The sequence below is a fragment of the Nonomuraea sp. NPDC051298 genome, from assembly GCF_055586305.1.
The window spans coordinates 424,019-448,819 of record NZ_JBVJIM010000004.1; the positions used below are offsets into that span (position 1 = coordinate 424,019).

At 70.7% G+C, this 24,801-nt stretch carries 20 protein-coding genes; 13 read left to right on the forward strand and 7 right to left on the reverse strand.

The window, feature by feature from the left end; translation table 11 throughout:
• A complete protein-coding gene (gene efeO, locus ACZ6S0_RS15550) occupies positions 1 to 1,143 on the forward strand; it encodes an iron uptake system protein EfeO (RefSeq protein WP_465917049.1) in 1,143 nt (380 codons plus the stop codon).
• A gap of 16 nt (positions 1,144 to 1,159) precedes the next feature.
• Complete coding sequence (gene efeB, locus ACZ6S0_RS15555) at positions 1,160 to 2,497, forward strand: iron uptake transporter deferrochelatase/peroxidase subunit (protein WP_465917053.1); 1,338 nt, start codon at positions 1,160 to 1,162, stop codon at positions 2,495 to 2,497.
• Positions 2,498 to 2,586: 89 nt separating this feature from the next.
• On the opposite strand, the gene ACZ6S0_RS15560 is transcribed toward efeB, so the two are convergent.
• Complete coding sequence (locus ACZ6S0_RS15560) at positions 2,587 to 4,152, reverse strand: DUF4434 domain-containing protein (protein ID WP_465917057.1); 1,566 nt, start codon at positions 4,150 to 4,152, stop codon at positions 2,587 to 2,589.
• A gap of 494 nt (positions 4,153 to 4,646) precedes the next feature.
• Between ACZ6S0_RS15560 and ACZ6S0_RS15565 the strand changes: the two genes are divergently transcribed.
• Genes ACZ6S0_RS15565 through ACZ6S0_RS15590 form a run of 6 tightly spaced genes read left to right on the forward strand, consistent with a single transcriptional unit; the run spans position 4,647 to position 10,747 of the window.
• Complete coding sequence (locus ACZ6S0_RS15565) at positions 4,647 to 5,795, forward strand: ABC transporter ATP-binding protein (protein WP_465917061.1); 1,149 nt, start codon at positions 4,647 to 4,649, stop codon at positions 5,793 to 5,795.
• Positions 5,788 to 6,900, forward strand: a complete 1,113-nt coding sequence (locus tag ACZ6S0_RS15570; protein ID WP_465917066.1) for an ABC transporter ATP-binding protein — start codon at positions 5,788 to 5,790, stop codon at positions 6,898 to 6,900. Before ACZ6S0_RS15565 ends, ACZ6S0_RS15570 begins: the two co-directional genes overlap by 8 nt.
• On the forward strand, positions 6,897 to 7,826 hold the full coding sequence (locus ACZ6S0_RS15575; protein ID WP_465917070.1) for a carbohydrate ABC transporter permease: 930 nt from the start codon (positions 6,897 to 6,899) through the stop codon (positions 7,824 to 7,826). Before ACZ6S0_RS15570 ends, ACZ6S0_RS15575 begins: the two co-directional genes overlap by 4 nt.
• 4 nt (positions 7,827 to 7,830) lie before the next feature.
• Complete coding sequence (locus tag ACZ6S0_RS15580) at positions 7,831 to 8,664, forward strand: carbohydrate ABC transporter permease (protein WP_465917074.1); 834 nt, start codon at positions 7,831 to 7,833, stop codon at positions 8,662 to 8,664.
• A 3-nt stretch (positions 8,665 to 8,667) separates the two neighbouring features.
• Entirely contained in the window at positions 8,668 to 8,943 is a 276-nt protein-coding gene (locus ACZ6S0_RS15585) for a DUF2160 domain-containing protein (RefSeq protein WP_465917077.1), read from the forward strand.
• Positions 8,944 to 8,962: 19 nt separating this feature from the next.
• Positions 8,963 to 10,747: an ABC transporter substrate-binding protein gene (locus ACZ6S0_RS15590; protein ID WP_465917081.1), complete on the forward strand. Its 1,785-nt coding sequence runs from the start codon at positions 8,963 to 8,965 to the stop codon at positions 10,745 to 10,747.
• A gap of 79 nt (positions 10,748 to 10,826) precedes the next feature.
• Here the strand turns inward: ACZ6S0_RS15590 and ACZ6S0_RS15595 are convergent, their stop codons facing one another.
• The 5 genes from ACZ6S0_RS15595 to ACZ6S0_RS15615 form a co-directional block, all read right to left on the reverse strand.
• The gene (locus ACZ6S0_RS15595) at positions 10,827 to 12,107 is read right to left on the reverse strand and encodes a Gfo/Idh/MocA family protein (protein WP_465917085.1); all 1,281 of its coding nucleotides are present in this window, start codon (positions 12,105 to 12,107) and stop codon (positions 10,827 to 10,829) included.
• Positions 12,108 to 12,115: 8 nt separating this feature from the next.
• Positions 12,116 to 13,399, reverse strand: a complete 1,284-nt coding sequence (locus ACZ6S0_RS15600; protein ID WP_465917090.1) for an ABC transporter substrate-binding protein — start codon at positions 13,397 to 13,399, stop codon at positions 12,116 to 12,118.
• Between the two features lie 46 nt (positions 13,400 to 13,445).
• Positions 13,446 to 14,312 (reverse strand): carbohydrate ABC transporter permease, encoded by an 867-nt coding sequence (locus tag ACZ6S0_RS15605; RefSeq protein WP_465917093.1) that lies wholly within the window; start codon positions 14,310 to 14,312, stop codon positions 13,446 to 13,448.
• Positions 14,296 to 15,261: a carbohydrate ABC transporter permease gene (locus ACZ6S0_RS15610; RefSeq protein WP_465917095.1), complete on the reverse strand. Its 966-nt coding sequence runs from the start codon at positions 15,259 to 15,261 to the stop codon at positions 14,296 to 14,298. The genes ACZ6S0_RS15605 and ACZ6S0_RS15610 overlap by 17 nt, the downstream gene beginning before the upstream one ends.
• A gap of 192 nt (positions 15,262 to 15,453) precedes the next feature.
• Complete coding sequence (locus ACZ6S0_RS15615; protein ID WP_465917098.1) at positions 15,454 to 16,410, reverse strand: LacI family DNA-binding transcriptional regulator; 957 nt, start codon at positions 16,408 to 16,410, stop codon at positions 15,454 to 15,456.
• A gap of 204 nt (positions 16,411 to 16,614) precedes the next feature.
• Between ACZ6S0_RS15615 and ACZ6S0_RS15620 the strand changes: the two genes are divergently transcribed.
• From ACZ6S0_RS15620 to ACZ6S0_RS15640, 5 genes are read left to right on the forward strand one after another with little or no spacing between them, the layout of a single operon-like run.
• Complete coding sequence (locus ACZ6S0_RS15620; RefSeq protein WP_465917101.1) at positions 16,615 to 17,508, forward strand: NAD-dependent epimerase/dehydratase family protein; 894 nt, start codon at positions 16,615 to 16,617, stop codon at positions 17,506 to 17,508.
• Entirely contained in the window at positions 17,505 to 18,572 is a 1,068-nt protein-coding gene (locus ACZ6S0_RS15625) for a mandelate racemase/muconate lactonizing enzyme family protein (protein WP_465917105.1), read from the forward strand. The genes ACZ6S0_RS15620 and ACZ6S0_RS15625 overlap by 4 nt, the downstream gene beginning before the upstream one ends.
• Entirely contained in the window at positions 18,572 to 19,741 is a 1,170-nt protein-coding gene (locus ACZ6S0_RS15630; RefSeq protein WP_465917109.1) for a Gfo/Idh/MocA family protein, read from the forward strand. The genes ACZ6S0_RS15625 and ACZ6S0_RS15630 overlap by 1 nt, the downstream gene beginning before the upstream one ends.
• A 29-nt stretch (positions 19,742 to 19,770) precedes the next feature.
• Positions 19,771 to 20,421 carry an acyl-CoA dehydrogenase family protein gene (locus ACZ6S0_RS15635; protein WP_465917113.1) on the forward strand — a complete coding sequence of 217 codons (651 nt, stop codon included), beginning with the start codon at positions 19,771 to 19,773 and terminating at the stop codon, positions 20,419 to 20,421.
• Complete coding sequence (locus tag ACZ6S0_RS15640; protein WP_465917116.1) at positions 20,382 to 20,831, forward strand: acyl-CoA dehydrogenase family protein; 450 nt, start codon at positions 20,382 to 20,384, stop codon at positions 20,829 to 20,831. Before ACZ6S0_RS15635 ends, ACZ6S0_RS15640 begins: the two co-directional genes overlap by 40 nt.
• Positions 20,832 to 20,891: 60 nt before the next feature.
• On the opposite strand, the gene ACZ6S0_RS15645 is transcribed toward ACZ6S0_RS15640, so the two are convergent.
• Positions 20,892 to 24,800 (reverse strand): S8 family peptidase, encoded by a 3,909-nt coding sequence (locus ACZ6S0_RS15645; RefSeq protein WP_465917120.1) that lies wholly within the window; start codon positions 24,798 to 24,800, stop codon positions 20,892 to 20,894.
• Between the last annotated feature and the right edge of the window lies 1 nt (position 24,801).

A 24,801-nucleotide genomic window follows, 5' to 3' on the forward strand; every position in this document is an offset into this window, starting at 1 on the left:
ATGCGCACCGCTTTCCGCCTGTCCACCGGCGTGCCGGTCGTCCTGACGACGCTGGCGGCGCTGGCCGCCTGCGGGCCGGGCACCGCCCCGGCCACCTCCGGCTCCGCCGCGCCCGGCAAGGTCGCGGTGGCCGCGACCGACACCGAGTGCAAGGTCGCCGTCACCCAGGTCGCCGCGGGCACCACCACCTTCGCCATCACGAACGGCGGCTCCAAGGTCACCGAGTTCTACGTGTACGCGCCGGGCGACCGGGTCATGGCCGAGGTCGAGAACATCGTGCCCGGCCTGACCAGGGAGCTGATCGCCGAACTGCCCGCCGGCGCGTACGAGACCGCGTGCAAGCCCGGCATGACCGGCAAGGGCATCCGCAACGCGCTGAAGGTGACCGGCGAGCACAAGCCGCTCAACGCCGACGCCCGGCTCGCCGAGGCCACCCGCAGCTACGCGCGCTACGTCAAGTCGCAGACCGACACGCTGCTGGTCAAGACCCAGGAGTTCGTGGACGCGGTCAAGGCGGGCGACCTCGACGAGGGCAAGCGGCTCTACCCGGTGTCGCGTACGTACTGGGAGCGCATCGAGCCGGTCGCGGAGATCTTCGGCGACCTCGACCCGGCCATCGACGGGCGCGAGGCCGACCTGGCCGAGGGCGAAGAATGGACCGGCTTCCACCGGATCGAGAAGGACCTGTGGATCCACCGGGACCTCGGCAAGACCGGCCCCGTCGCCGACAAGCTGATCGCCGATGTCAGGACCATCGTGGCCAAGGCCAACGCCACCGAGCTGACCCCGCTGAACCTGGCCAACGGCGCCAAGGAACTGCTCGACGAGGTGGCCACCGGGAAGATCACCGGCGAGGAGGACATCTGGTCGCACACCGACCTGTGGGACTTCGACGCCAACCTGCAGGGGTCCAAGGCCGCGGTCCAGGCGCTCAGGCCGGTGCTGGAGGAACGCTCTCCCGACCTGGTCAAGACGCTGGACGAGAAGTTCGCGGCGGCCGAGTCGGCGCTCGAGGCGCACCGGAAGGGCGACGGCTGGCGGCTGCACGACGAACTGTCCAAGGCCGAGTTGAAGACGTTGTCCGACGCGATCAACGCGCTGGCCGAGCCGATCAGCGAGATCGCCCCGATCGTGGCGAAGTAGCGGGGAGGCGGGCGCGATGGCGACCGAGCAGGAATCGCCGCCCTCCGGGCGGGTGAGCAGGAGGAAGCTGCTGGGCCTCGGCGCGGCGGGGGCCGCCGTGCTGGGCGCGGGGGCGGTGGCGGCCCGGCCCCTGATGAACGAGCCGCCCGGGGCGGTGACGGCGCCGGCGAGCAAACCGCAGGGGGCCGGCGCGGCGGCGGACGGGCCGCAGGGAGCCCACACCGCCTCCGCCCCGTACCCCTTCTACGGCGAGCACCAGGCCGGCATCGTCACCCCCGCCCAGGACCGGCTGCACTTCGTGGCCTTCGACGTCACCACGGGCGAGCGAGCCGAGCTGGTGGAGCTGCTCCAGGAGTGGACGGCCGCGGCGGCGCGGCTGACGCAGGGCAGGGAGGCGGGCTCGTTCGGGGCGGTGGGCGGCGCTCCCGAGGCCGCGCCCGACGACACGGGCGAGGCGCTCGGGCTGCCGGCCTCGGGCCTGACGCTGACGGTCGGGTTCGGGACGTCGTTGTTCGACGGACGGTTCGGGCTGTCGGGCAGGCGCCCGGCCGCGATGGCCGACCTACCGAAATTTCCGGGAGAGCAGCTCATTCCGGAAATCTCCGGAGGCGACCTCTGCGTGCAGGCGTGCGCCCACGATCCCCAGGTCGCCGTGCACGCCATCCGCAACCTGGCCAGGATCGGCTTCGGCAAGGTCTCCGTACGGTGGTCGCAGCTCGGCTTCGGCCGTACGTCCTCCACCTCCCGCGCGCAGGCCACCCCGCGCAACCTCATGGGCTTCAAGGACGGCACCAACAACCTCAAGCTCGAAGACTCCGACCTGCTGCGCGAGCAGCTCTGGGCCGGTGCCGGGGACGGCAGCCCGTGGATGACCGGCGGCAGCTACCTGGTCACCAGGAAGATCCGCATGACGATCGAGACCTGGGACCGTGCGTCGCTGGCCGAGCAGGAGCAGATCTTCGGCCGGGACAAGGGCGTGGGGGCGCCGCTGGGCGGGAAGGCCGAGTTCGACCCACTGGACTTCGCGGCCACGGGGCCGGACGGGGAGCCGTACATCAGGGCCGACGCCCACGTCCGCCTCGCGCACCCGACCTCCCACGGCAACGCCCACCTGCTGCGCCGCGGCTACAACTTCGTGGACGGCTCCGACGGGCTCGGCCGCCTGGACGCGGGGCTGTTCTTCATCGCCTACCAGCGGGACCCGCGCAGGCAGTTCGTACCGGTGCAGATGAGCCTGGCGCGCGAGGACCCGCTCAACGAGTACATCAAACACGTCTCCAGCGGGTTGTTCGCCTGCCCACCCGGCGTACGGGACGCCGGAGACTACTGGGGCCGCACCCTTTTCGAGGGCTAATCCGGAAATGTCGATGGGAACGTGCCGGTTCGGGCAGCAGATCACGGCGGCCGAGGTGGCGAGAGACCGGGCTCGGCGCCGAACGGGCGTCAGCGGAAGGCGTACGGGGTGGTGCTGGAGTGGCCGGTGCCGTTCGTCGCGCTGACGCCGGTCCACGCGCCCGAGGGTACGTAGGGAGCCCACGCCGACTCCAGCCGGTCGCGTCCGTACCATTCCTGCGGCACGACTGCCTCCGCGCCCCCGAGGGGTGCGAACCGCAGTGTGCCCCCGTGCAGGTTGTAGCCCTCGACGAGGACACCGGGCCGGCCGTTCAGCTCCTTCCTGGAAACCGCGACGATGATCGGCTGCTGCCACCCGGCCGCGATGTCATCGGCCAGCGAGGGCGTGTCGTAGCGGGCCTGGCAGATGAAGAAGGGCTCCCACCCGTAGGAGATGATCTTCGCGGCGTGCCGCCCCGCCGCCATGACCTGCTGGTCGAGGCGGCTCTTGGTGGTACGCCCGCGCAGCGGCAGCGGTTCGACCCGGCCGCACTCGCCGGCGGCGGGGGTGGGTTCGAAGCCCTCCGCGTTCACCCACAGCTCCACCCCGTCGGGCACCCCGCGGGCCGCCGCCTCGACGTAGTCGCTCGTGGACCCGTAGTACGCCTGCGCGTTGCTCATGTCCCCCACGACCGGCACCAGCCGGGCGGCCACCTTGGCGTCGGCCTCGTGCGCCCCGTGCACCGGGACCTTGCCCGTGCCGCGCCCGTCCTGGACGGCGATGGCCATGGGCAGCCCGGCCCGGGTGCCCGCGATGTCCGCGAGCCCCTCCTCCATCTCCGACGGCGGGTAGCCGCGCCCCCGGCGACCGTCGATGTAGGGGCTGACGACGATCTTCGTCCCGGGCAGTTGGGCGGCGACCACGGCGTGCTGGGCCGCGTACAACTGGACGATCGGATCCTGGTCGGACCTGGCCCGTACGGCCAGCTCGAACGACTGGTACACGCCACGGAAGGCCGCCAGCGTCCTGAACCGTTCGCGGTAGTCGGCCAGCACCCGCGCGGTGAACGCGTTGAGCGCGGCGGTGTGCGCGTGGTCGGGCTCCCACGGCTTGCCCTCCCGCTGCGGCGCGGCGGGCAGCCCAGGGAAGACCGTCATCCCGTACGCGCTCGCCTCGCGCATCAGGTTGCCCAGCCCGTCGCCGTCGGTGGAGACGAGCACGAGGTCGTGCACGGGGTCGGCGCAGCCGGCGGCCAGCGACAGCCGGTAGAAGACGCGCTCCCCGCTCACCACCCGCCGGTCGATCCCCGGGCAGCGCAACATGCCCTGTCCGAACTCCTCGCTGGTCACGTACGTGTAGACCTGCCGGACCCGCTTGCCGGGTAACTCGGCGCACGGCCGCCCGTCGACCAGGCAGTCGGCGAACTCCGGCTCGGCCCGCGTGTCGAACCGCGGTCCAAACGTGATCAGCGTGTCACCGCCGATCGCGTGGACGGCCTCGACCATGCGCTGGGTCACGCACCGGTCGGCGCGCGGGATGACCCAGTAGCCGCTCACCGCGTACGGGGCCAGGACCCTGGTGTCGCGCGACGGGCACTCTGATAACTCGGGGTCGTCGGGGATGACCAGGCCCACCACGAAGGCCACCGCCACGACCAGCCACAGGATCCGGTGCACCCACGCCCCTTCCACGCCACCCCAAGCCTACGCATCCCGGCACCGGCGCGGGCCCCCTGACGCCCTGGGCGTCGAGGACGCCCGGGAATTCCGTTCTGGGCACAGTCCAATGCCTTTACAATCCCCTGCGGGAGACCGGCAGGTTGATGATTCCGCTGCCCCCGACAGCGACGGCGTCGGGTCGAATATCGCACCGAATATGCGTGACCTGCGGGACAGCATGTTCAGCCCTGCCTCGGGCGGCGAAACCCTCTCCCTCGCGGAGAGTCATCTCGACTCCGTCCGGGGCGGCATTCACGTGACCTGAGCCGCGCCGGTTGACCGGCCTCACGAGGGCTCACCGAAGCCCCTGCTCGGGGAGGTCCCGCAGGAGGCCGGGGCGTCTCCGTCGCCGCCCCGGGCGCGATGGCGCGGTCTTCACGGAGATCAAATCACTCTTTGCAGGCACATTCAGATCATGTTAGAAGGGAGGTAAGCAGAGAGGACCGGGCACAGTGACGGTGATTCTCGACGGCATCTCCGTACGGCAGCGTGGCGAGACCTGGCTCGACGACATTAACCTCGAATTTCCCCGTGGAATGACCACCCTCCTCGGCCCGATGATGGCGGGAAAGACGACGTTGATGCGCGTCGCCGCCGGTTTGCTGGCACCGGACCGCGGGCGGGTGGTGGTCGGCGGGAAAGACGTCACCAGAATTTCGGTGCGAAAACGTTCGGTCGCCTTCGTCTATCAGCAATTCATCAATTATCCGTCGCTCACCGTCTACGAGAACATCGCCTCCCCCCTCCGCCTCGACGCCGCCTACCGGCGCGATGGCGTGGACCGGCGGGTGCGCGAGGTGGCCGAGCTGATGGGCCTGTCAGGGCTGCTCGACCGCAGGCCCGCCGAGTTGTCGGGCGGGCAGCGGCAGCGCACCGCGATCGCCCGCGCCCTGGCCCGCCCGGTCGACGTGCTGCTGCTCGACGAGCCGCTCGCCAACCTCGACTTCAAGCTGCGCGAGCAGTTACGCGCCGACCTGAAGGCCATGTTCGCCGACTCCCCGGGCGTGGTGCTCTACTCCACCGCCGACCCGAACGAGGCGCTGACGTTCGCGGCTCCGACCGTGGTCCTGGGCGAGGGCCGGGTCCGGCACGCGGGCGACGCCGCCGACATGTACGCCCGCCCGCCGACCCTGACCGTCGCCGCCACGCTCAGCGACCCGCCGCTCAACCTGCTGCCCGGCGTCGTACGCGACGGGCGGATCGAGGTGCTCGGCACATCGTTCCCGGTGCCCCCGGCGGAGGGGCTCGGCACAACGCTCCCGGTGCCTCCCGCGGACGCCGCCGGCCGTGACGTCCTGGTGGGCGTGCGCCCCCACCAGGTGACGATCACCCGCGACCGGCCCGGCGCGCTGGAGCTGCCCGCCGAGATCAGGGTGGCCGAGGTCACCGGCAGCGCGACCTTCCTGCACCTGCTCCTCCAGGACGGCCGCCACCTGGTCGCCCAACTGCCCGGCACCCGCCGCTTCACCCCGGGCGAGACCACGGTCGCCTACGTGGACCCCGCGCACGTCTTCGTGTTCGGCGAGGACGGCGACCGGCTCCCGTCCACCGACAACCCGCTCCCGTCCACCAGCGCCGTGGAGGTGGACCCGCATGGCTGACATCCGGCTGGAGGGCGTCGGCCACAGCTACGACGGCGGCCGGACGTGGGCGCTCAAGCCGACGACGTGGACGTGGCACAGCTCCCGTGCGTACGCGCTGCTCGGCCCCAGCGGCTGCGGCAAGTCCACGCTCCTGAACATCATCTCCGGCCTGCTCACCCCCACCACCGGCCGGATCTTCCTCGACGACCGCGACGTCACCGGCGTGCCCACCGCGGGCCGCGAGATCGCGCAGGTCTTCCAGTTCCCCGTCCTGTACGAGGAGATGTCCGTTTACGACAACCTGGCCTTCCCCCTCCGCAACCGCAAATACCCCAAGGACGAGGTGGACCGGCGCGTCCGCGAGGTCTCCCGGCTGCTCGGCCTCGACCAGGTGCTGCGCCGCAGGTCGCGGCGACTCGACCCGGGCCGCCAGCAGATCGTCAGCCTGGGACGCGGGCTGGTCCGCCCGCACGTGGCGGCCGTCCTGCTCGACGAGCCGCTGACCGTGGTGGACCCGGCGCTGAAGTGGGCGCTGCGCGGCAAGCTCAAGGAGATCCACCGCGACACCGGCCACACGCTGATCTACGTCACCCACGACCAGACGGAGGCGCTGACGTTCGCGGACGAGGTGGTCGTGCTCAACGACGGGGAGATCGTGCAGGCCGGCGAGCCCGCGGAGTTGTTCCTGTCGCCGGCGCACGAGTTCGTCGGGCACTTCATCGGCTCACCCGGCATGAACGTGCTGCCCGCCGAGATCGTCGGCGACGTCGTCCGCGTCGGACAGGACGACGTGGGCTCGGTCGTGCGAGCCGACGGCGACGAGGGCGTACTGCCGCCGGGGCCGGTGCGGATCGGGGTGTGGCCCGAGTTCGTCGGGATCGGCGGCGCGCACGTCTCGCCCGGTGTGCCGGCCCGGGTGACCGGGGTCGACCGGATGGGCGCGTACGACCTGGTCCACACCCTCGTCGGCGAGCACCCGATGGTCGCCAGGACCGAGGCGGGCTCCTCCCACGAGCCGGGAGCGCTCACGTTCCTGCGCTTCCCCGCCGAGCGCACGTTCCTGTTCCGGGACGAGGTCAGATGCGGCTCACTCGCGCCCCTGAACGGAAGGGGCCGCCCGTGAGCGAGCAGACCACCGCGACCTCGGCCGCCACCACCGAGGTGGCCGACGACGAGTCGCGCGCCGCGCTGAAGCGCAAGGACAACCGGGCCTGGTGGCTGGTGCTGCCGGTGGTCGTCTCGGTGGCGTTCACCGCCGTGATCCCGCTGATGACCGTGGTCAACTTCTCCGTGCAGGACGTCTTCAGCCCCAGCGAACGGGTCTTCGTCGGGCTGGAGTGGTTCCGGTCGATCTCCCGGGATCCGGAGGTGCGCTCGGCGCTGGTCCGCACGCTGCTGTTCTCGGCGCAGGTGCTGCTGCTGGAGATCCCGCTGGGCGTGGCGCTGGCGGTGGTCATGCCGCGCCGCGGCGTGTGGGTGTCGGCGGCGCTGGTGCTGGTCGCGTTGCCGCTGCTCATCCCGTGGAACGTGGTGGGCACGATCTGGCAGATCTTCGCCCGCGGCGACATCGGGCTGGGCGGCTGGACGGTCAACAACGTGCTGGGGATCAACTTCAACTACACGCTCGACTCGACCGACGCCTGGATCACGGTGCTGGTCATGGACGTCTGGCACTGGACACCACTGGTGGCGCTGCTGGCGTACGCGGGGCTGCGGTCGATCCCGGAGCCGTACTTCCAGGCCGCGCAGATCGACGGGGCCTCGGCGTGGGCCACGTTCCGGCACGTCCAGCTCCCCCGGCTGCGCGGGGTGCTGACGATCGCGATCCTGCTCAGGTTCATGGACAGCTTCATGATCTACACCGAGCCGTTCGTGGTGACCGGGGGCGGTCCGGGCAACGCCACCTCGTTCCTCAGCATCCTGCTGTCCAAGATCGCGGTGGGCCAGTTCGACGTGGGGCCGGCGGCGGCGTTCTCGCTGCTCTACTTCCTGATCGTGCAGATCCTCTGCTACGTCTTCTTCACCGTGCTCACCAGGTCGGGGAGGTGAGGTCATGGCGGTGACGACGGACGGGCGCGTCGGCCGGCGGCTCCCCTGGGCGCGCACGGTCTTCTGGCTCTACGTGGCCACGCTCATGCTGCCGCTGCTGTGGATGTTCGGCATGTCGATCCGCCCGAACGAGGACATCCTCGGCAGTTTCTCGCTCATTCCCGAGCGGGTGACGTTCGCCAACTACGCCACTTTCTTCACCGACTCCGCGTGGTATTCCAGCTATCTGAACTCCATCGTCTACACCTCGCTGAACGCCGTGATGTCGCTCGTCGTGGCGCTGCCCGCGGCGTACGCGTTCTCGCGTTTCCGGTTCGCCGGGGACAAACACCTGTTCTTCTGGCTGCTGACCAATCGCATGGCCCCGCCGGCGGTGTTCCTGCTGCCGTTCTTCCAGATCTACCAGAGCGTCGGGCTGTTCGACACGCATCTCGGCGTGGCCATCGCGCACATGCTGTTCAACGTGCCGCTCGCGGTCTGGATCCTGGAGGGGTTCATGTCCGGGATCCCCCGCGAGATCGACGAGACCGCGGCCGTCGACGGTTACTCGCTGCCGCGGTTCTTCGTCCGGATCTTCCTGCCGATGATCCGGTCCGCGATCGGCGTCACGCTGTTCTTCTGCTTCATGTTCAGTTGGGTCGAGCTGCTGATCGCCCGCACGATCACCTCGGTCGACGCCAAGCCCATCGCCGCCACGATGACCAGGACGGTCAGCGCGGCGGGCGTGGACTGGGGGCTGCTGGCCACGGCGGGAGTGCTCACCATCGTCCCAGGCGCGGTCGTCATCTGGTTCGTACGCAACTACATCGCCAAGGGCTTCGCCCTGGGAAGGGTCTAGCCGATGCTCGAGTGGATGGTCTGGACCGTGCCCACGGCCCTGGTCTTCGCCGGGCTGGCCGTGCTCCTGGTCGCCATGGCGATCTGGGGCCGGCTCTCCCCTCCCGTGGCCAGGCGGGGCTTCCTGCGCATCGAGACCGATCGGGGCGATCGGCTCTACATCGGCCTGATCAGTGCCGCCGTCGTGCTGGCCGGCTGGATCGCAATCACCGACCTGTCCATGTGGCTCGCGCTCGGCTGCGCGGTGCTCGTGGCGGTCGTGATCGGCATATGGGGCTAACAGAGGAGGAGCCAAAGCGATGAGGCATCGGGCAGGCAGGTCCCTGGCCGCAGGTCTGGCCGCGCTCGCCCTGGTGGCGGCCGGCTGCACACAGAGCGCGCAGCGCCCGGCGAGCGACTTCAAGGAGGCCGACGGCAGGGCTGCGGCCCAGCGGTGGGTGTCGGAGGAGTTCACGCCGAGCACGCTGAGCAAGGATCAGCAGCTCGCGGAGATGGACTGGTTCACCAAGGCCGCGGCCCCGTACCGGGGCATGCAGATCAACGTGGTCTCCGAGACGATCACCACCCACCAGTACGAGTCGCAGCAGCTCGCCAAGGCGTTCACCGAGATCACCGGGGTCCGGATCAAGCACGACCTGATCCAGGAGGGCGACGTCGTCGAGAAGCTCCAGACCCAGATCCAGGGCAACCAGAACATCTACGACGCCTACGTCAACGACTCCGACCTCATCGGCACCCACTCGCGCGGCGACTACGTCGTGCCCCTGTCGGACTACATGGCGGGAGAGGGCAAGAACGTCACCTCGCCCACCCTGGACCTGAACGACTTCATCGGCATCAGCTTCACCACCGGCCCGGACAAGAAGATCTACCAGCTCCCCGACCAGCAGTTCGCCAACCTCTACTGGTTCCGCTACGACTGGTTCACCGACCCGGAGATCAAGAAGCAGTTCAGGGACGCGTACGGCTACGACCTCGGCGTACCGGTCAACTGGGCGGCCTACGAGGACATCGCCGACTTCTTCACCAACAAGGTCAACGGCAACGGCACCGTCGACGGCAAGAAGGTCTACGGCCACATGGACTACGGCCGCAAGGACCCGTCGCTGGGCTGGCGCTTCACCGACGCCTGGCTGTCCATGGCGGGCAACGGCGACCCCGGCATCCCCAACGGCCTGCCGGTGGACGACTGGGGCATCCGCGTGGAGAACTGCCGCCCGGTCGGCTCGTCGGTCACCCGTGGCGGCGACACCAACGGCCCGGCCGCCGTCTACGCGCTCACCAAGTACGTCGACTGGCTGAAGAAGTACGCCCCCCGCGAGGCCGCGGGCATGAACTTCAGCGAGGCCGGCCCGGTCCCCGCGCAGGGCGACGTCGCCCAGCAGATCTTCTGGTACACCTCGTTCACGGCCGACATGACCAAGCCCGGCCTGCCGGTGGTCAACGCTGACGGCACACCCAAGTGGCGCATCGCGCCGAGCCCGCACGGCGCGTACTGGAAGACCGGCAACAAGCTGGGCTACCAGGACGCCGGCTCCTGGACGCTGCTCAAGAGCACGCCGCAGGACCGCCGCGCCGCGGCCTGGCTGTACGCGCAGTTCGTCACCTCGAAGACGGTGTCGCTGAAGAAGTCGATCGTCGGGCTGACGTTCATCCGCGACTCCGACATCAGGAGCGAGTACTTCTCCGACAACGCGAAGAACTACGGCGGCCTCATCGAGTTCTACGGCTCGCCCGCCCGCAAGCAGTGGACCCCCACCGGGACCAACGTGCCCGACTACCCGAAGCTGGCCCAGCTCTGGTGGCAGAACGTGGCCACCGCCGTGACGGGCGAGACTACCCCGCAACAGTCGATGGACAACCTGGCCAGGCAGCAGGACGACATCCTGTCCCGGCTGGAACGGCTCTCCCGCGAACGCCAGGGCTACGGCGGCCAGTGCGCGCCCAAGCTGAACCCGGAACGCCCGGCCCAGTACTGGTACGACCAGCCGGGCGCCCCCGCACCGAAACTGACCGACGAACGCGGCAAACCGGAGACGGTGGACTACGACCAACTGATCGCCACCTGGAAACAGGGAAACTGAGACCCTGCCCGCCGCCCGCGACAGCACGGGCGGCGGCCGTCCCATCGGAGGCCGGTACAGGTCGGCGGGCCCGGCCCGGTCAGCGGACGCGGATGCCGTGGTTCGTCAGGTGGACGGGGGTGCCGGTGCTGGCGGAGAGGTTGGCCGCGTGGCCGGTCAGTACGCTGCGGATGCCGTCGCGGTAGCCGGCCTGGCGGGCCAGGGGGTCGGTGCCCGGCCCGCGGAAGACGTCGTCGAGCAGCAGCCGGTCGCCGCCGCCGTGCCCACCGGCCCCTGTTTCAATGGGCACCTCCTCCGGCCGGCTCCAGTGACGGTGCAGCGTGAGCCGCTCCGACGAGCCGGTGGCGTGCTTCCTGGACGCGGCGCTCGGGTCGATGGCGGCGTGTACGGGCGTCCAGTCCCGTTCGACCACGTCCAGCTCCAGCCGCCCGGCCGTGCCGTTGAAGGCCACCCGGTAGCCCTCCCAGGGGGCGTGGGCGTGCAGGGAGTAGGTCATCACGGCGCGGTTGTCGTAGCGGACCATGACCGACATGTTGTCGTCGATGGTGATGCCGTCGCCGAAGACGTCCTGGTCGCGGTGGTAGCCGTCCTCGTGTTCGGCGTCCAGGTAGAGGCGGCTGAGCCGTTCGTCGGCGGACAGGTCCAGCAGGAACGGGTCCGTGCCCAGCCCGGGGGCGCCGTGCGCGCGCTCGGGCCGGTCGGCCAGGCCGCGCTTCCTGGCGTTCTCCGCGCCGTAGAAGCGCAGGTCGGTCTGGGCGAAGACGAGTTCGGGCGCCGCGCCCAGCCACCAGTTGACCAGGTCGAAGTGGTGGGTGGACTTGTGCACGAGGAGCCCGCCGGAGTTGGCCCGGTCGCGGTGCCAGCGGCGGAAGTAGTCGGCACCGTGGATGGTGTCGAGCGTCCACTCGAAGTGCACCGAGGTCACCTCGCCGATGGCGCCGTCCATGAGCAGGCGGCGTACGGCGGAGTTGCGCGGCGCGTACCGGTAGTTGAAGGTCACGATCAGCTTGCCGGTGCCGCGCTCGGCCGCCTCGGCGATGGCCGCGCAGCCGTCGGCGTCGATCGTGAGCGGCTTCTCCACGACGACGTCGAGACCGGCGTCGAGCGCGGCGCACACGTAGTGGGCGTGCGTGGCGTCGACGGTCGTGACGATGACCGCGTCGGCGAGCCCGAGCACCCGGTCGAACTCCTCGGGCGCGAAGCACGGCACCTGCTCGCCGATCCGGTCCGCGTAGTGGTTCATGCGGGTCCGGTTGGTGTCGCACAGGGCGGCGATGGCGCCGGCGTCGCTCCACTCCCCGAGCAGCGCGTCGACGTACATCTGCGCGCGGTGCCCGAGCCCGACGAACGCGTACCTCATGTCTCTCCTCAACCCGCGATGGAGGCGTTGGCCTCCGTGATGAACCTCTGGGCGGCGTCGTCGGGGGTCATCCGGCCGAACATGACCTCCTCCGAGTACCGCGTGAGGATGTCCTCCATGGCGCTGGCGCCCTTGGGCGGGGCGGCGGGCGGGTCGGTCAGCTCGTCCTTGGTCTCGTCGAGGAAGGCCAGCGTCCTCTTGTCCGCCTCGGGCAGCTTGTCGCGTACCGCCGCGAGGACCTTCGAGCTGGCGGGCAGGCCGCGGTCGCTGAGGATGATCTGGCCCGCCTCGGGGTCGTTGATCATGAAGTCGATGAACGCGGCGGCCTCGGCCGCGTGCCCGGTCGTGGACGAGGCGCTGTAGAACATGGCCGGTTGCAGGAACATGCCGCCGCTCGCGGCCCCGCTGAGCTTCGGCATCCGCAGCAGGTCGAGCTGCCCGCCGGAGGCCTTGGCGGCGGCGCCGAGCTGGTTGCTCCACCACATGCCCATCGCACCGGAGTTGGTGCCGAGCAGCGACTGGTCGATGCTGGTCGCGCCGATCTCGGAGCTCTTGGCGGCGTCGGGGGCGCCCTTGGTCCTGATCAGGTTCTGCATGATCGCCCACCATTCCTTGACGGTCTCGGGCGACAGGCCGAGCTTGTTTCCCTGGTAGAACGGCTCGCCCTTCTGCGTGGCGTAGATCTGCAGGTACGCGGGGTTCCAACTGAGCTGGGTGCCGGTGACCTCGCCGCCGCTGCCCGAGGTGATCCGGGCGGCCAGTTCGACGTAGTCGTCCCACGTCCACTGGGTGTCGTCGGGCAGCTCGGCCTTCGACCGCTCGACCAGGGCCGGGTTCACGAGCAGCGAGAAGGCGTTGACCCCGGTGGGGACGGCGAACTGCTTGCCGTCGATGGCGCCGGTGGCCAGCACCTTGGCGTCGAGGTCGGCGGTGTCGACCTTGCCGGCCAGGTCGGCCAGGGTGCCGCGGTCGGCGTACTCGCGCAGGCCGCGGATCTCCAGGCTGATGACGTCCGGCGCGTCGCTGCCGGCGACCTTGGTGGACAGCGTCTCGTAGTAGCTGGCCCAGTCGGAGAACTCGCCCTCGACGTCGACGCCCGGGTTCTTGGCCTCGAACTTCTTGATCGCCTCCTCGGTCATCTTCTGCCTGGCGTCGCTGCCCCAGTAGGCGAAGCGCAGCTTGACCGTCCCGTCGGCGCTCTCGCCGCCGCCCGCGCCGCCGCAGGCCGCGGTGACCACCAGCACCGCGGTGGCGAGCAGGGCCGCCGACCACGTCTTCTTGCCAGAGCTCACGGCTCTACCTCCTTGGGTGTTCTGCTCTGTCGGGGGGCTTGAGGAGCTATTTCAGGCCCGTGGTCGCGACACCGCGGATCAGGTACTTCTGGCCGGCCAGGAAGAACCCGAAGATGGGGCCGAGCGCGACGATCGACATGGCGAACATCGGGCCCCACGACGAGTCGCTGCTCGCGTCCAGGAAGGTACGCAGCGCTACGGTCACGGTGAAGTTGTCGGGATTGTTGAGGTAGAGGAGCTGGCTGAGGAAGTCGTTCCAGGTCCAGATGAACGTGAAGATCGCGGTCGTGGCCAGCGCCGGCAGGCACAGCGGCATGACGACCCTGACGAAGATGCGCCAGTAGCCGGCCCCGTCGATCTCGGCCGCCTCGTCCAGCTCCCGCGGCAGCGTACGGATGAACTGCACCATGAGGAAGACGAAGAACGCGTCGGTGGCCAGCACCTTGGGCATGACCAGCGGCCAGATCGTGTTGATCAGGTCGAGTTCGGAGAACATGATGTACTGCGGCACGATCGTCACGTGGTGCGGCAGCATGATCGTGCCCAGCATGACCGCGAACCAGAGCCGCTTCAGCGGGAAGTCCAGCCGGGCGAACGCGTACGCGGCCAGCGAGCAGGCCACCAGGTTGGCCACCACCGACAGGCCGGTGACCACCGCGGAGTTCCACAGGTAGTAGCCGAAGGGGTGCTTGAGCGCGTACCAGCCCTCGGTGTAGTTCTCCAGCGTGACCTCCCCGGGCCACAGCCCGGGCTGCCGGAAGATCAGCTCCTCCGGCTTCAGCGAGCTGGAGATCATCCAGAGCAGCGGGTAGAGCATGACCAGGCCGAAGCCGATCAGCAGGACGTGCCTGACCACGCGCCCGCCCCTGAACGGGCGGAACAGCGCCGGGATCGGCCTACTTCGTGTCGCCATAGAAGACCCAATACTTGGAAGCCAGGAAGTTCACCCCGGTCAGCCCGGCGATGATCAGCAGCAGGACCCACGCCATCGCGGCGGCGTAGCCCATGTCGTAGTTCTTGAACCCCTGCAGGTAGAGGTAGAGCGTGTAGAACAGCGTGGAGTCGGCGGGGCCGCCCTTCCCGCCGCTGACGATGAACGCCTGCGTGAACGACTGGAACGACTTGATGAGCTCCAGCACCAGGTTGAAGAAGATGATCGGCGTGAGCAGCGGCACCGTGATCGACCTGAACTGGCGCAGCGCCCCGGCCCCGTCGACCGCGGCGGCCTCGTAGTAGCTGGCGGGGATCTGGCGGAGCCCGGCCAGGAAGATGATCATCGGGGCGCCGAACGTCCACACGTGCAGGAGGATCAGCGTGCCGAGCGCGGTGTCCGGATCGCCCACCCATCCGGGGCCCTGGATGCCGAAGACCGACAGCACCGCGTTGACCAGGCCGTCCGCGCCGAAGACCTTGCGCCACAGGATCGCGATCGCGACGCTGCCGCCCAGCAGGGACGGCAGGTAGAAGATCGAGCGGTAGATCGACAGGCCGCGCAGCCCTCGGTCGAGCACCAGGGCCAGCGCGAGCGCGAAGGCCAGTTGCAGCGGGACCGAGACGACCACGTAGACCGTGGTCACCTTCAGCGACGACAGGAACCTCGGGTCCTCGGTGAACATCCTGGTGTAGTTGTCGAACCCGACCCACCTGGCCTCCTCCAGGAGGCTGTAGTCGGTGAACGACAGGTAGAGCGAGGCCACGATCGGGCCGATCGTGATGACGAGCAGACCGGCGAACCAGGGAGCCAGGAAGAGGTAGGCCGCCCGCGCCTCCCGGCGCGATCGTCTCGTGGCGCGGGGACCGCCGCGTACGGGCAGGCCGGGCACCACGCGCCGGGGTTTCACGGCCACCGAGACTTCAGCCATCACGGACCCTCCGGCGAGAAGTGAACGGATAGCGCTTTCCTATAGCTGACAGTGAAGTTGCGTCAACCCTTTGCAGGCGTTACATCGCTGTTATCGATATATCGCCATGACATTCTCCCAGTTAGCACGCTTGATCACTCGATACGTCGGATGAATAAAACTGCGCTTCAGTACAACCGTTTGCAGATGTGATCACTGGCGTGGAGCGGCGGTGGAGTCCCTGATGACCAGGCGGGTCTCCAGCGAAGTGGTGGCGTTCACCCCCTGGATGAGCAGATCGACCGCCAGGCGACCCGCCGCGGCCGTGGGCATGGCGACCGTGGTGAGCTTGGGGCGGCTCAGCCGGCCGGGGACGATGTCGTCGACCCCCACCACGCTGACGTCGTGCGGCACGCCCAGCCCCAGCTCGCCCAGGCCCTCGATGAGCCCGATGGCCACCAGGTCGTTGTAGGCCAGCACGCCGGTCGCGCCCGAGTCGCGCACCCGGGCCGCCGCCGCGTGGCCGCCGCGCTCGGTGGGCGGGTTGGGGCCGACGACCACGACCTCGACGCCGGGCACCTGGCCGGCCGCCGTACGGATCTCGTCGCTCGTCCACGAGCCCGCCGGCCCCGACACCAGCGCCACGCGCGTGTGCCCGAGCCCGGCCAGGTGCTCGACCGCGAGCCCGGCCCCGTGGCCGACGTCCATCAGCACGGTGGGCACGCCGCGCAGCCGCCGGTTGACCACCACGACCGGCACCCGCTCGGCCAGCCGCTCCAGCGTCCTGCCCGACGAGCGCGGGCTGCACAGCACCAGGCCGTCCACCTGCTTGGAGAACGCCAGCGCCAGTTCCTCCTCCGCGGCCGGCCGCTCGTCGGTGTCGGCCACGAACAGGTGGTAGTCGCGCTGCCTGGCCGCCGCGTGCGCGGCCTTGACCAACGGCGGGAAGAACGGGTTGGCGAGGTCGGCCACGATCAGCCCGAGGTTGTGGGTGCGCCCGGTGGTGAGCGCCCTGGCCGCCCGGTTGGGCCGGTAGCCCAACTCCTCGGCCACGCTCAGCACCCTCGTGCGGGTGGCGGCGTTGACCAGGTGCGGGGCGGAGAACGTCCGGGAGACCGTGGATACGTGCACGCCCGACGCCCTGGCCACATCGCGAATCGTCACCGTCACGATCATCCAGCCTAACGCAACCGCTTGCATGAAGGTCGCCGAGCAGGAAGCCGGCTCCTGGCCGGGTCGGCACCAGGAAGCCCCAGCTAGACGCCGGGCTGTCCGGACGTCTACAGCAGGTGACGAAATCGCCTCTTGACGCCTCGCCTCTCCTGAGACATAGGTTTGATGCAACTGTTTGCAATCTTGAAGGAGCCCTCCACGGTGAGCAGAGTCCTCGTCACCGGAAGCGCGGGACGCCTCGGCCGCAGCGTGGTCCGCACGCTCGCGGCGGCCGGGCACGAGGTCATCGGCGTCGACCGCGCCCCGGGCACACCGGCGGAGGCCGCCGCGACGGCACCGGCCGACCTCACCGACACGGGCGAGGCGTTCGAGGTGATCGCCAGGTTCCGGCCCGAGTCGGTGATCCATCTGGCCGCGATCGCGACCCCGTTCAGCCACCAGGAGTCGGTCATCTTCAAGGTCAACACGCGGCTCGCGTTCAACGTGTGCGAGGCGGCGGTGGCCCTGGGCGTGGCGGGCGTGGTGGTGGCCAGCAGCCCCACCGTCATGGGGTACGGCGCGCCCGGCGGCTGGTTGCCGGCGTACCTGCCGATCGACGAGGAGCACCCGCTGCGCCCCTGGAACGCCTACAACCTGTCCAAGGCGACCGCCGAGCAGACGATGCGGGCGTTCGCCGTGGCGGGGCGCACGAGGCTGGCCGCGGTACGGCCGTGCTTCGTGATCCCGCCGGAGGAGTGGGCGGGCGCGCCCACGCAGACCGGCCACACCGTACGCGAGCGGCTGGACCGGCCGGAGCTGGGCGGGGTGTCGCTGTTCAACTACATCGACTCCCGCGACGCCGCCGAGATGATCGCCGTGCTCACCGAGGCGCTGCCGGAGCTGCCGAACGGCGAGGTCTTCTTCGCCGGCGCGGCCGACGCGCTGGCCCGCAAGCCGCTGGCCGACCTGCTGCCCCAGGTCGTGCCCGGCACCGAGGCCCTCGCCTCCGGGCTCACCGGCACCGCCCCCGCCTTCTCCATCGCCAAGGCCGGCAGACTGCTCGGCTGGCGGCCGAAGCGCACCTGGCGTACCGAGCTGAAGGACGTGACCGCGTGAGGGCGGGCGGCTCCCCGGTCGCGGACCTGCGTACGGAGCTGCGTACGGTGCCGCTGCCGCGCCCCTGGGGCGAGGACGTGCCCGCCAACCACGTGATCGTCACCCACGTCACGCTGGCGGACGGACGTACCGGCACCGGGTTCGCGTGGACGCCGCAGATCGGCGCGCACGCCGTCAAGGCGCTGCTCGACCACGACCTGCGCGCGGCGCTGGCCGGGCTGCCCGCCCACCCCGAGGTGGTGTGGGACCGGCTGTGGCGGCACCTGCGCGAGGCCGGTCCCGGCGGGATCACCACGATCGCGCTGGCCGGCGTCGACCTGGCGCTGTGGGACCTGCGCTGCGGCGGCGAGGCCCTGACCGACGTCCTGGGACGGCGGCGCGACGAGGTGCCCGTCTACGGCAGCGGCGTCAACCTGCACTACCCGCTGGAGGAGCTGGTCGGGCAGGCCCGGCGCTGGGTGGCGGCCGGACACCGGGGCGTCAAGATCAAGGTCGGCCGCCCCGACCTGGCCGAGGACGTCGCCAGGGTCGCGGCCGTACGCGAGGTGATCGGCCCCGACCGGCTGCTGATGCTCGACGCCAACCAGCGCTGGGACCTGCACCGGGCCCGCCGGGCGCTGGCCGCGCTGCGGGAGTTCGGCCCGCACTGGATCGAGGAGCCGCTGCCGGCCGACGACGTGGCCGGGCACGTGGAGCTGCGCCGCTCCGTCGACGTGCCGGTCGCGGTGGGCGAGAACGTCTACACCGCCTACGGCTTCCGCGACCTGCTGGCGGCGGGGGCCTGCGACGTGGTGCAGCCGAACGTGGTGCGGGTGGGCGGGATCACGCCGTTCCTGCGGATCGCGGAGCTGGCCAGGACGTACGGCGTACCGGTCCATCCGCACCTGCTGAGGGAGGTGTCGGGGCAACTGGCCCTGTGCCTGCCGCTGCCGGGCCTGGTGGAGGACGTGGAGGACGCCTCCTTCGCCCGGCTGGGCCTGCTGGCCGAGCCGTACCCGGTGGAGGTCTCCGGCGGCGTGCTGCGCGCGGGCGGGCACGCCGGGCTCGGGCTGAGGTGGGCGTGATGGGGCCGGTGAGGGTCGTCCTGGCCGGGGCCGAGGGGCATGGCCGCCACCACCTGGACGTCCTGCGCGGGCTGGCCGGGCGCGGCGTGGTCGAGCTGGCCGGGATCTGCGACCTGCGGCCGGTGGAGGTGGACTTCGCCGCGCCCGCGCAGTCGCCGGACCTGGCCGGGTTGATCGGGCAGACCGGCGCGCGGCTCACGATCGTCAGCACGCCGATCGACACGCACGCCGACCTGGCCGTGGCCGCGCTGCGCGCCGGTTCGCACGTGCTGCTGGAGAAGCCGCCCGCGCCCAGCCTGCGGGAGCAGCGCAGGATCGCCGCCGCGGTGGCGGAGACCGGGCTGGCCTGCCAGGTCGGCTTCCAGTCGCTGGGCTCGGCGGCCGTCCCCGCGCTGCGGCGGCTGATCGCGGACGGCACGCTCGGCCGGGTACGCGGCATCGGCGGCGCGGGCGCCTGGGACCGGAGCCCGGCGTACTTCACCCGCTCCCCATGGGCGGGCAGGCGGCGGCTGGACGGCGTGGACGTGATGGACGGCGCGCTGACCAACCCGTTCGCGCACGCCGTCGCGACCGCGCTCGCGCTGGCCGACGGGCCCATCGAGGAGATCGAGACCGAGCTGTACCACGCCCACCCGATCGAGTCGGACGACACGTCCTGCGTGCGGATCCGGCTCGGCGGCGGGCAGGTGATCACGATCGCGGTGACGTTGTGCGCGCCCGAGCGGAGCCCGCGGAACGAGCCGTACCTGGTGGTGCACGGCGACCGGGGCCGGGCCACGTTCGGTTACACCCGCGACCGGCTCGAGGTGCGGCTCGCGGGCGGGCCGGTCACGACGACCGTGCACGAGCGCGCGGGGCTGCTGGAGAACCTCATCGACCACGTACGCACGGGCGCCGACCTGCTGGCGCCGCTCGCGGCCACCGAGCGGTTCACCCGGGTCGTGGACGCGGTGCGGCTGGCCCGTGAACCGGCGCCGATCCCCGAGCACCACCAGCTCCTGCGGCGGGACGCGGCGGGCGAGGTCGTCAGCCGGGTGCTGCCGGGCGTGGTCGAGCTGACCGACCGCTGCGCGGCGGAGCTGGCGCTCTACTCCGAGCTGGGCACCCCGTGGGCCCGACGGCCCCGCCGCGCCCTCCTCGCCGAGGACGGCCGCCGCTACGATCGGTGAAATCGCGCTCCTGAAGGAGAACCACCGGCATGGCCATCGACTTCACCCTCGCCCCCGAGCACGAGGAGATCCGCGAACGGGTCCGCGCCTTCATCCGGGACACGGTCGTCCCCGCCATGGAGGACCTGGCGGAGGACGATCGCGACGCCTACCTCCGTACCATCTTCCACCTGCGCTCCCTCGCCAGGGCGCAGGGCCTGTGGCTGCCCCACATGCCGAAGGAGTGGGGCGGCATGGGCCTGGGACACGTGGAGCTGGCCATGGTGCAGTCGGAGGCGGCCAAGACGCGCATCGGCCCGTGGGTGCTCAACTGCCAGGCCCCCGACGAGGGCAACATGCACACCCTGCTGCACTGGGCGACGGACGAGCAGAGGGAGAAGTACCTGCGGCCGCTGCTCGACGGCACGCAGATGTCCTGCTTCGCCATGACCGAGCCGGAGGTGGCCGGCTCCGACCCCACCCTCATCCGTACGGAGGCGGTCCAGGACGGCGACGAGTGGGTCATCAACGGGCACAAGTGGTTCATCTCCAACGCCCGCCGGGCGAACTTCGCCATCCTCATCGCCCGGACGGAGCAGGACGTGCCCGAGGGCTCGCGGGGCGCCAACACCGCCTCGGCCCGGCCAGGCTGGCCCACTGCATGCGCTGGATCTCACAGGCGGAGACGGCCCTGGACATGATGGTCGACCGCGCGCTCCAGCGCTACAGCCACGGCTCGCTGCTGGCCGAGAAGCAGGGCATCCAGTGGCTGATCGCCGACTCGGCCATGGAGCTGTACCAGTGCAAGCTGATGGTGCTGCACGCTGCCTCCAAGATCGACCGGGGCGAGGACTTCCGTACGGAGGTGTCGATGGCCAAGCACTTCGTGGCGGGCAGCCTCAACCGCATCGTGGACCGCGCCATCCAGGTGCACGGGGCACTCGGCTACTCGACGGACACACCGCTGGCGAGCATGTTCCAGCACGCCCGCTGGGCCCGCTTCGCGGACGGCGCCGACGAGATCCACCAGATGCGCATCGCGGAACGTACGATCGCCGCCTACCGGGCGACCGGCAGCACCAGTTCGGCCACCGGCGGCCTTCCCCTGTAGAACTGACGAACGGCGCCATTCGCGGAGGGGTCCCGCGAATGGCGCCGCATCGTGAACCGCCTACCTCCGCGCGACCTTCCACGCCTTCGTGATGGTCTGGTCGATCGAGTTGCCCGCGCCGTCGGTGGCCTGGACCCGCAGGGTCACGTGGTCACCGGCCCGGGGCGCCCTGGCCTCGAACTCGGCCGCCTTGCCGCTGCCGACCTTGCGGCTGCCCAGGTCGGTCCACGTGGCCCCGTCGTCGCCGCTGACCCAGGCGCGCACGGTGAACCTGCCCGATCCGCCGTATCCGGGCTGGTAGCCGGTGAGCAGGTCGATCGAGTACTCCGAGCCGGCCCTGACCGAGTTGTCCGCGTCGAGGCCCACGTCGTAGCGGACGTCGACCATGGGCAGGATCTCGCCGTACACGTTGTCGGCCGACTCCCCGGTGTCGAGGCGGGCGGCGAACTCCCACGCCGTACGGCTCGACGTGGACAGCGGCCTGGTCGACTGCTTCGTGTCGAGCTCCACCCGGTACCGGCCGGGCGTCGCCGGTTGCACGTCGCAACTGGCGAGCTGCGCCCGCTCGCAGAGCACCTTGCCGTCCTTCAGGTACCGCAGGCTCAGCTCCGGCCACTGAGTCAGGTAGTGGTGGCCGTTGCCGACCCGGAGCGGGTACAGGTTGAGCGCGATGGCGGCGGACCCCGACCATGGGTTCGCCTGCGCGGTCAGGCTCGGCCCAGGGCCCGTCGGCCCGGGCGCGATCGGCGCCGAGAAGTAGTCCTCGCTGACGCGGTCACCGGCCGCGTGATCACGTAGGCTCTCCTCGTAGAGCCCGTTCGTCTGGCTGACGAACTGCCAGCGCGTGCCCGGCGTGACGTACTCGGTGCGGGTGAACGGCGCCTGGACCTTGGTGCGGCTCTTGAGCACCTGGTTGGGGGCGATGCCGTCGACGTGGTACAGCGTGCCGGGGGTGTCCGCGCTGTACCGGGCCGTGATCGTGGCCAGGTCCTTCGGCCCGGTCTCGAAGACGGTGTCCGTCGGCATCCTGTCCTTGACGGTGTACGACAGGTCGTACAGGAAGTCCGAGATCGGGTCGCCACCGGTGCTCACGGTGGTCCGGCCCTTGGCGGCGGCCGCGGCCAGCCGCTCGCCGTCCGCGTGGGTGAGCACCGCCACCGGCACCGTGGTCGGCTTGTCCACGTGGCGGCGGGCCGGCCCGGCGTCGGCCACCGCGACCAGCACGCCGGCCGCGCCCGCCGCCGCGGCGTCGGCCGTCACCTGGTCGAGCGGCGTCACGACTCCCCAGTCATCGATGAACAGGGTCTCGTCGACCAGCGCCAGCTTGCCCTTGACTCCCGCCGCGGCCAGCTCCGCCGGGCTGCCCTTGCCCGCGTCCACCACCTCGTACGACCCGGGCGACCGGAACGTGGGCGTGCACCGCAGGACGACGTAGCAGGCGTTGGCGTACTCCGTCGGGTAGGCGGGACGCAGTTCGGGCTCCCGCGAGCCGGTGATCTTCATGGTCAGGGCGGGCGCGACCAACTGCGTGCCGAATCCCATCATGAAGGTGCCGGTCGTGGCCGTGGTCGTGCCGGGCAGCACGTAGACCTGGGCCGGGCTGGTGCTGCCGTAAAAGTTCTGTCCGATGACGCCGATGTCGTAGCCGGGGGTGCCGACGCGCCGATCCCAGCGCACGCCCATCCGGTCGACCGGCTGCGTCGGCTGCCGGGTGGGGTAGCTCACCGGCTGGGCCTTCCGCGCGTCGAAGACCAGCTCCCGGGGGCGGTCCATGAGCAGCTCGGGCTCCCCTGCGATGGTCTCCGACAGCTTGGAGTACGGCTGCCCGGCGGTCCAGTCGGAGATGTTGGTCATCAGCGCGTACCGGTGGCCGCGCGCCAGCATCGGGTCGTAGCCGAGCCCGAGGAAGTACGCCTCGCCCTGGTCGTACAGGCCGAGCCAGTCCTGGCCGGTCTCCAGGTCCATCAGGCTCAGCAGCGAGCAGCACGTGGTGTGCGCCGGCGCGCCGGCGCGGTCGATGCCGCTGACCTTCAACTGGACCCGCTCGACGTCCTTGGTCCAGCCCAGCGTGGTCCGCACCACCGTCTCACCGTGCCGCGCCTCCAGGAACCCGTAGTACGTCCCCAGCTCCAGGGCCGCCGGGTCGACCGTGACCGTCACCGTGGCGGTGCTGCCGGCCGGGACGTCCACCTGCGACGGGGTCACCGTGACCGCGTCGCCGGGGGGCGTGACCGGCGTCGCCTTGACCATCCTGGCATCCATCCTGGACAGCGTGAGGCCCAGGGTGGCGCGCGCCGCCTCGGGGCCGGTGTTGCTCAGGGTCACCGTCCCGGTGACCTTCTCGTGCGGAGGCTTGATCATGCCCAGGTTCAGGGTGCCGGTCGCGGTCAGGCCGCCGGACACGGCCTGAGCCAGGTCCATCATGCCGCCGCCCTCCCGGGTCACCTCACCCTCCTTGCCCGGGTTGGCGGTGCTGACCAGCGCGTCACGGAGCTGGGCGCGGCTCCAGTCCGGGTGCTGCTGCGCCACCAGCGCGGCGCCGCCGGCCACGTGCGGCGCGGCCATCGAGGTGCCCGACATCGACTGGTACCGCTCGTCGCCGACGTCGCCTCCGAGCACCGAACCGGCCGCCCTGGCGGCGGCGATGTCCGCCCCCGGGGCGGTGATCTCCGGCTTCACCGCGTTGTCGCCCATCCGCGGGCCCCAACTGGAGAAGTAGCTACGGTCGTAGGGGGCGGTCTTGTTCACGCTGCCCACGGTCAGCGCCTGGTCCGCGCTCCCCGGGCTGCCGACCCAGTACGGCGAGTTGGTGTCGCCGTCGTTGCCCGCCGAGACGACGAACAACGCGCCGGTGTCCGCCGAGATCCGGTTGACCGCCTGCGACAGCGGGTCGCTCCCGTCGCTCGGGAGGCCGCCCAGGCTCATGTTGATCACTTTGGCGCCCTGATCGGCCGCCCACTCCATCCCGGCGATGATGTCGGAATTGGCGCCGTAGCCTCCGGCGTCGAGCGCCTTCGCCACGACCAGCTCGGCATTCGGCGCGACACCCCGGTACTTGCCGTCGGAGGCCGCGCCGGACCCGGCCGCGATCGACGCGACGTGCGTGCCGTGCCCGTTGTCGTCCGCCGCCGAGGTCGTGCCGGGCACGAAGCTCTGCGACGCGGCGATCCGGCCGGTGAAGTCCGGGTGGTTCTGGTCGATGCCGGTGTCCACCACACCGATCTTCACGCCCTTGCCGGTCAGCCCTGCCGACCAGGCGGCCGGTGCGCCGACCGCGGGCACGCTCACGTCCAGCGACGCCTTCACCCGGCCGTCCAGCCAGATCTTCTTCGTGCCCGTGCCCGTGAGCGCGGCGAACGCGTCGGTCGTCCTGCTCTTGTCGACCGCCAGCGCCTGGCCCTTGACGCTGGTCAGCGTCCGCTTGCGGGACGTGCCCTTCGGCGCGACGGGCACCGCCGCCCGCGCCTGCGTGTCGGTGTAGGTGGCGATGACCGGCAGTTGCCTGGTGCGCGCGTCGTCGTAGCCGTACTCGGCGAGCCTGGTCAGGTTGAACAGCTCGCGGTCCAGCTTGCCCGCGGCGATCTGGCGGACCGTCTCGCCGGTGAGCGCGTAGAGGTCTCCGGACAGGTACTGGAAGGTGATGTCACCCACGGGGGCGACGTCGCGGACGACGTCACCGGTCGCGCCGCCGTCGGGCGCGGTCCGCAGCCGCACCACATCGCCGGTCAGCAGCGTGAACGTCTTCTCCTCCGGCGGCTTGGCGGCGGCCTGCCCGGCGGAGGGTGAGGTCGGCGTGGCGGCGGGAACGGCCTTGCGGGCGGACGACGACGGTGTGGCGGTGGGCGGTATGGCGGTGGGCGGGGCGGCGATGGGCGGGGCGGCAGCCACGGCGGGCCCGGCCGCCCCTGCCAGCCCGGCCGTCAACGCGCCCGCTAACAGCGCGGACGTACCTGAACGAAACAAGCGCATG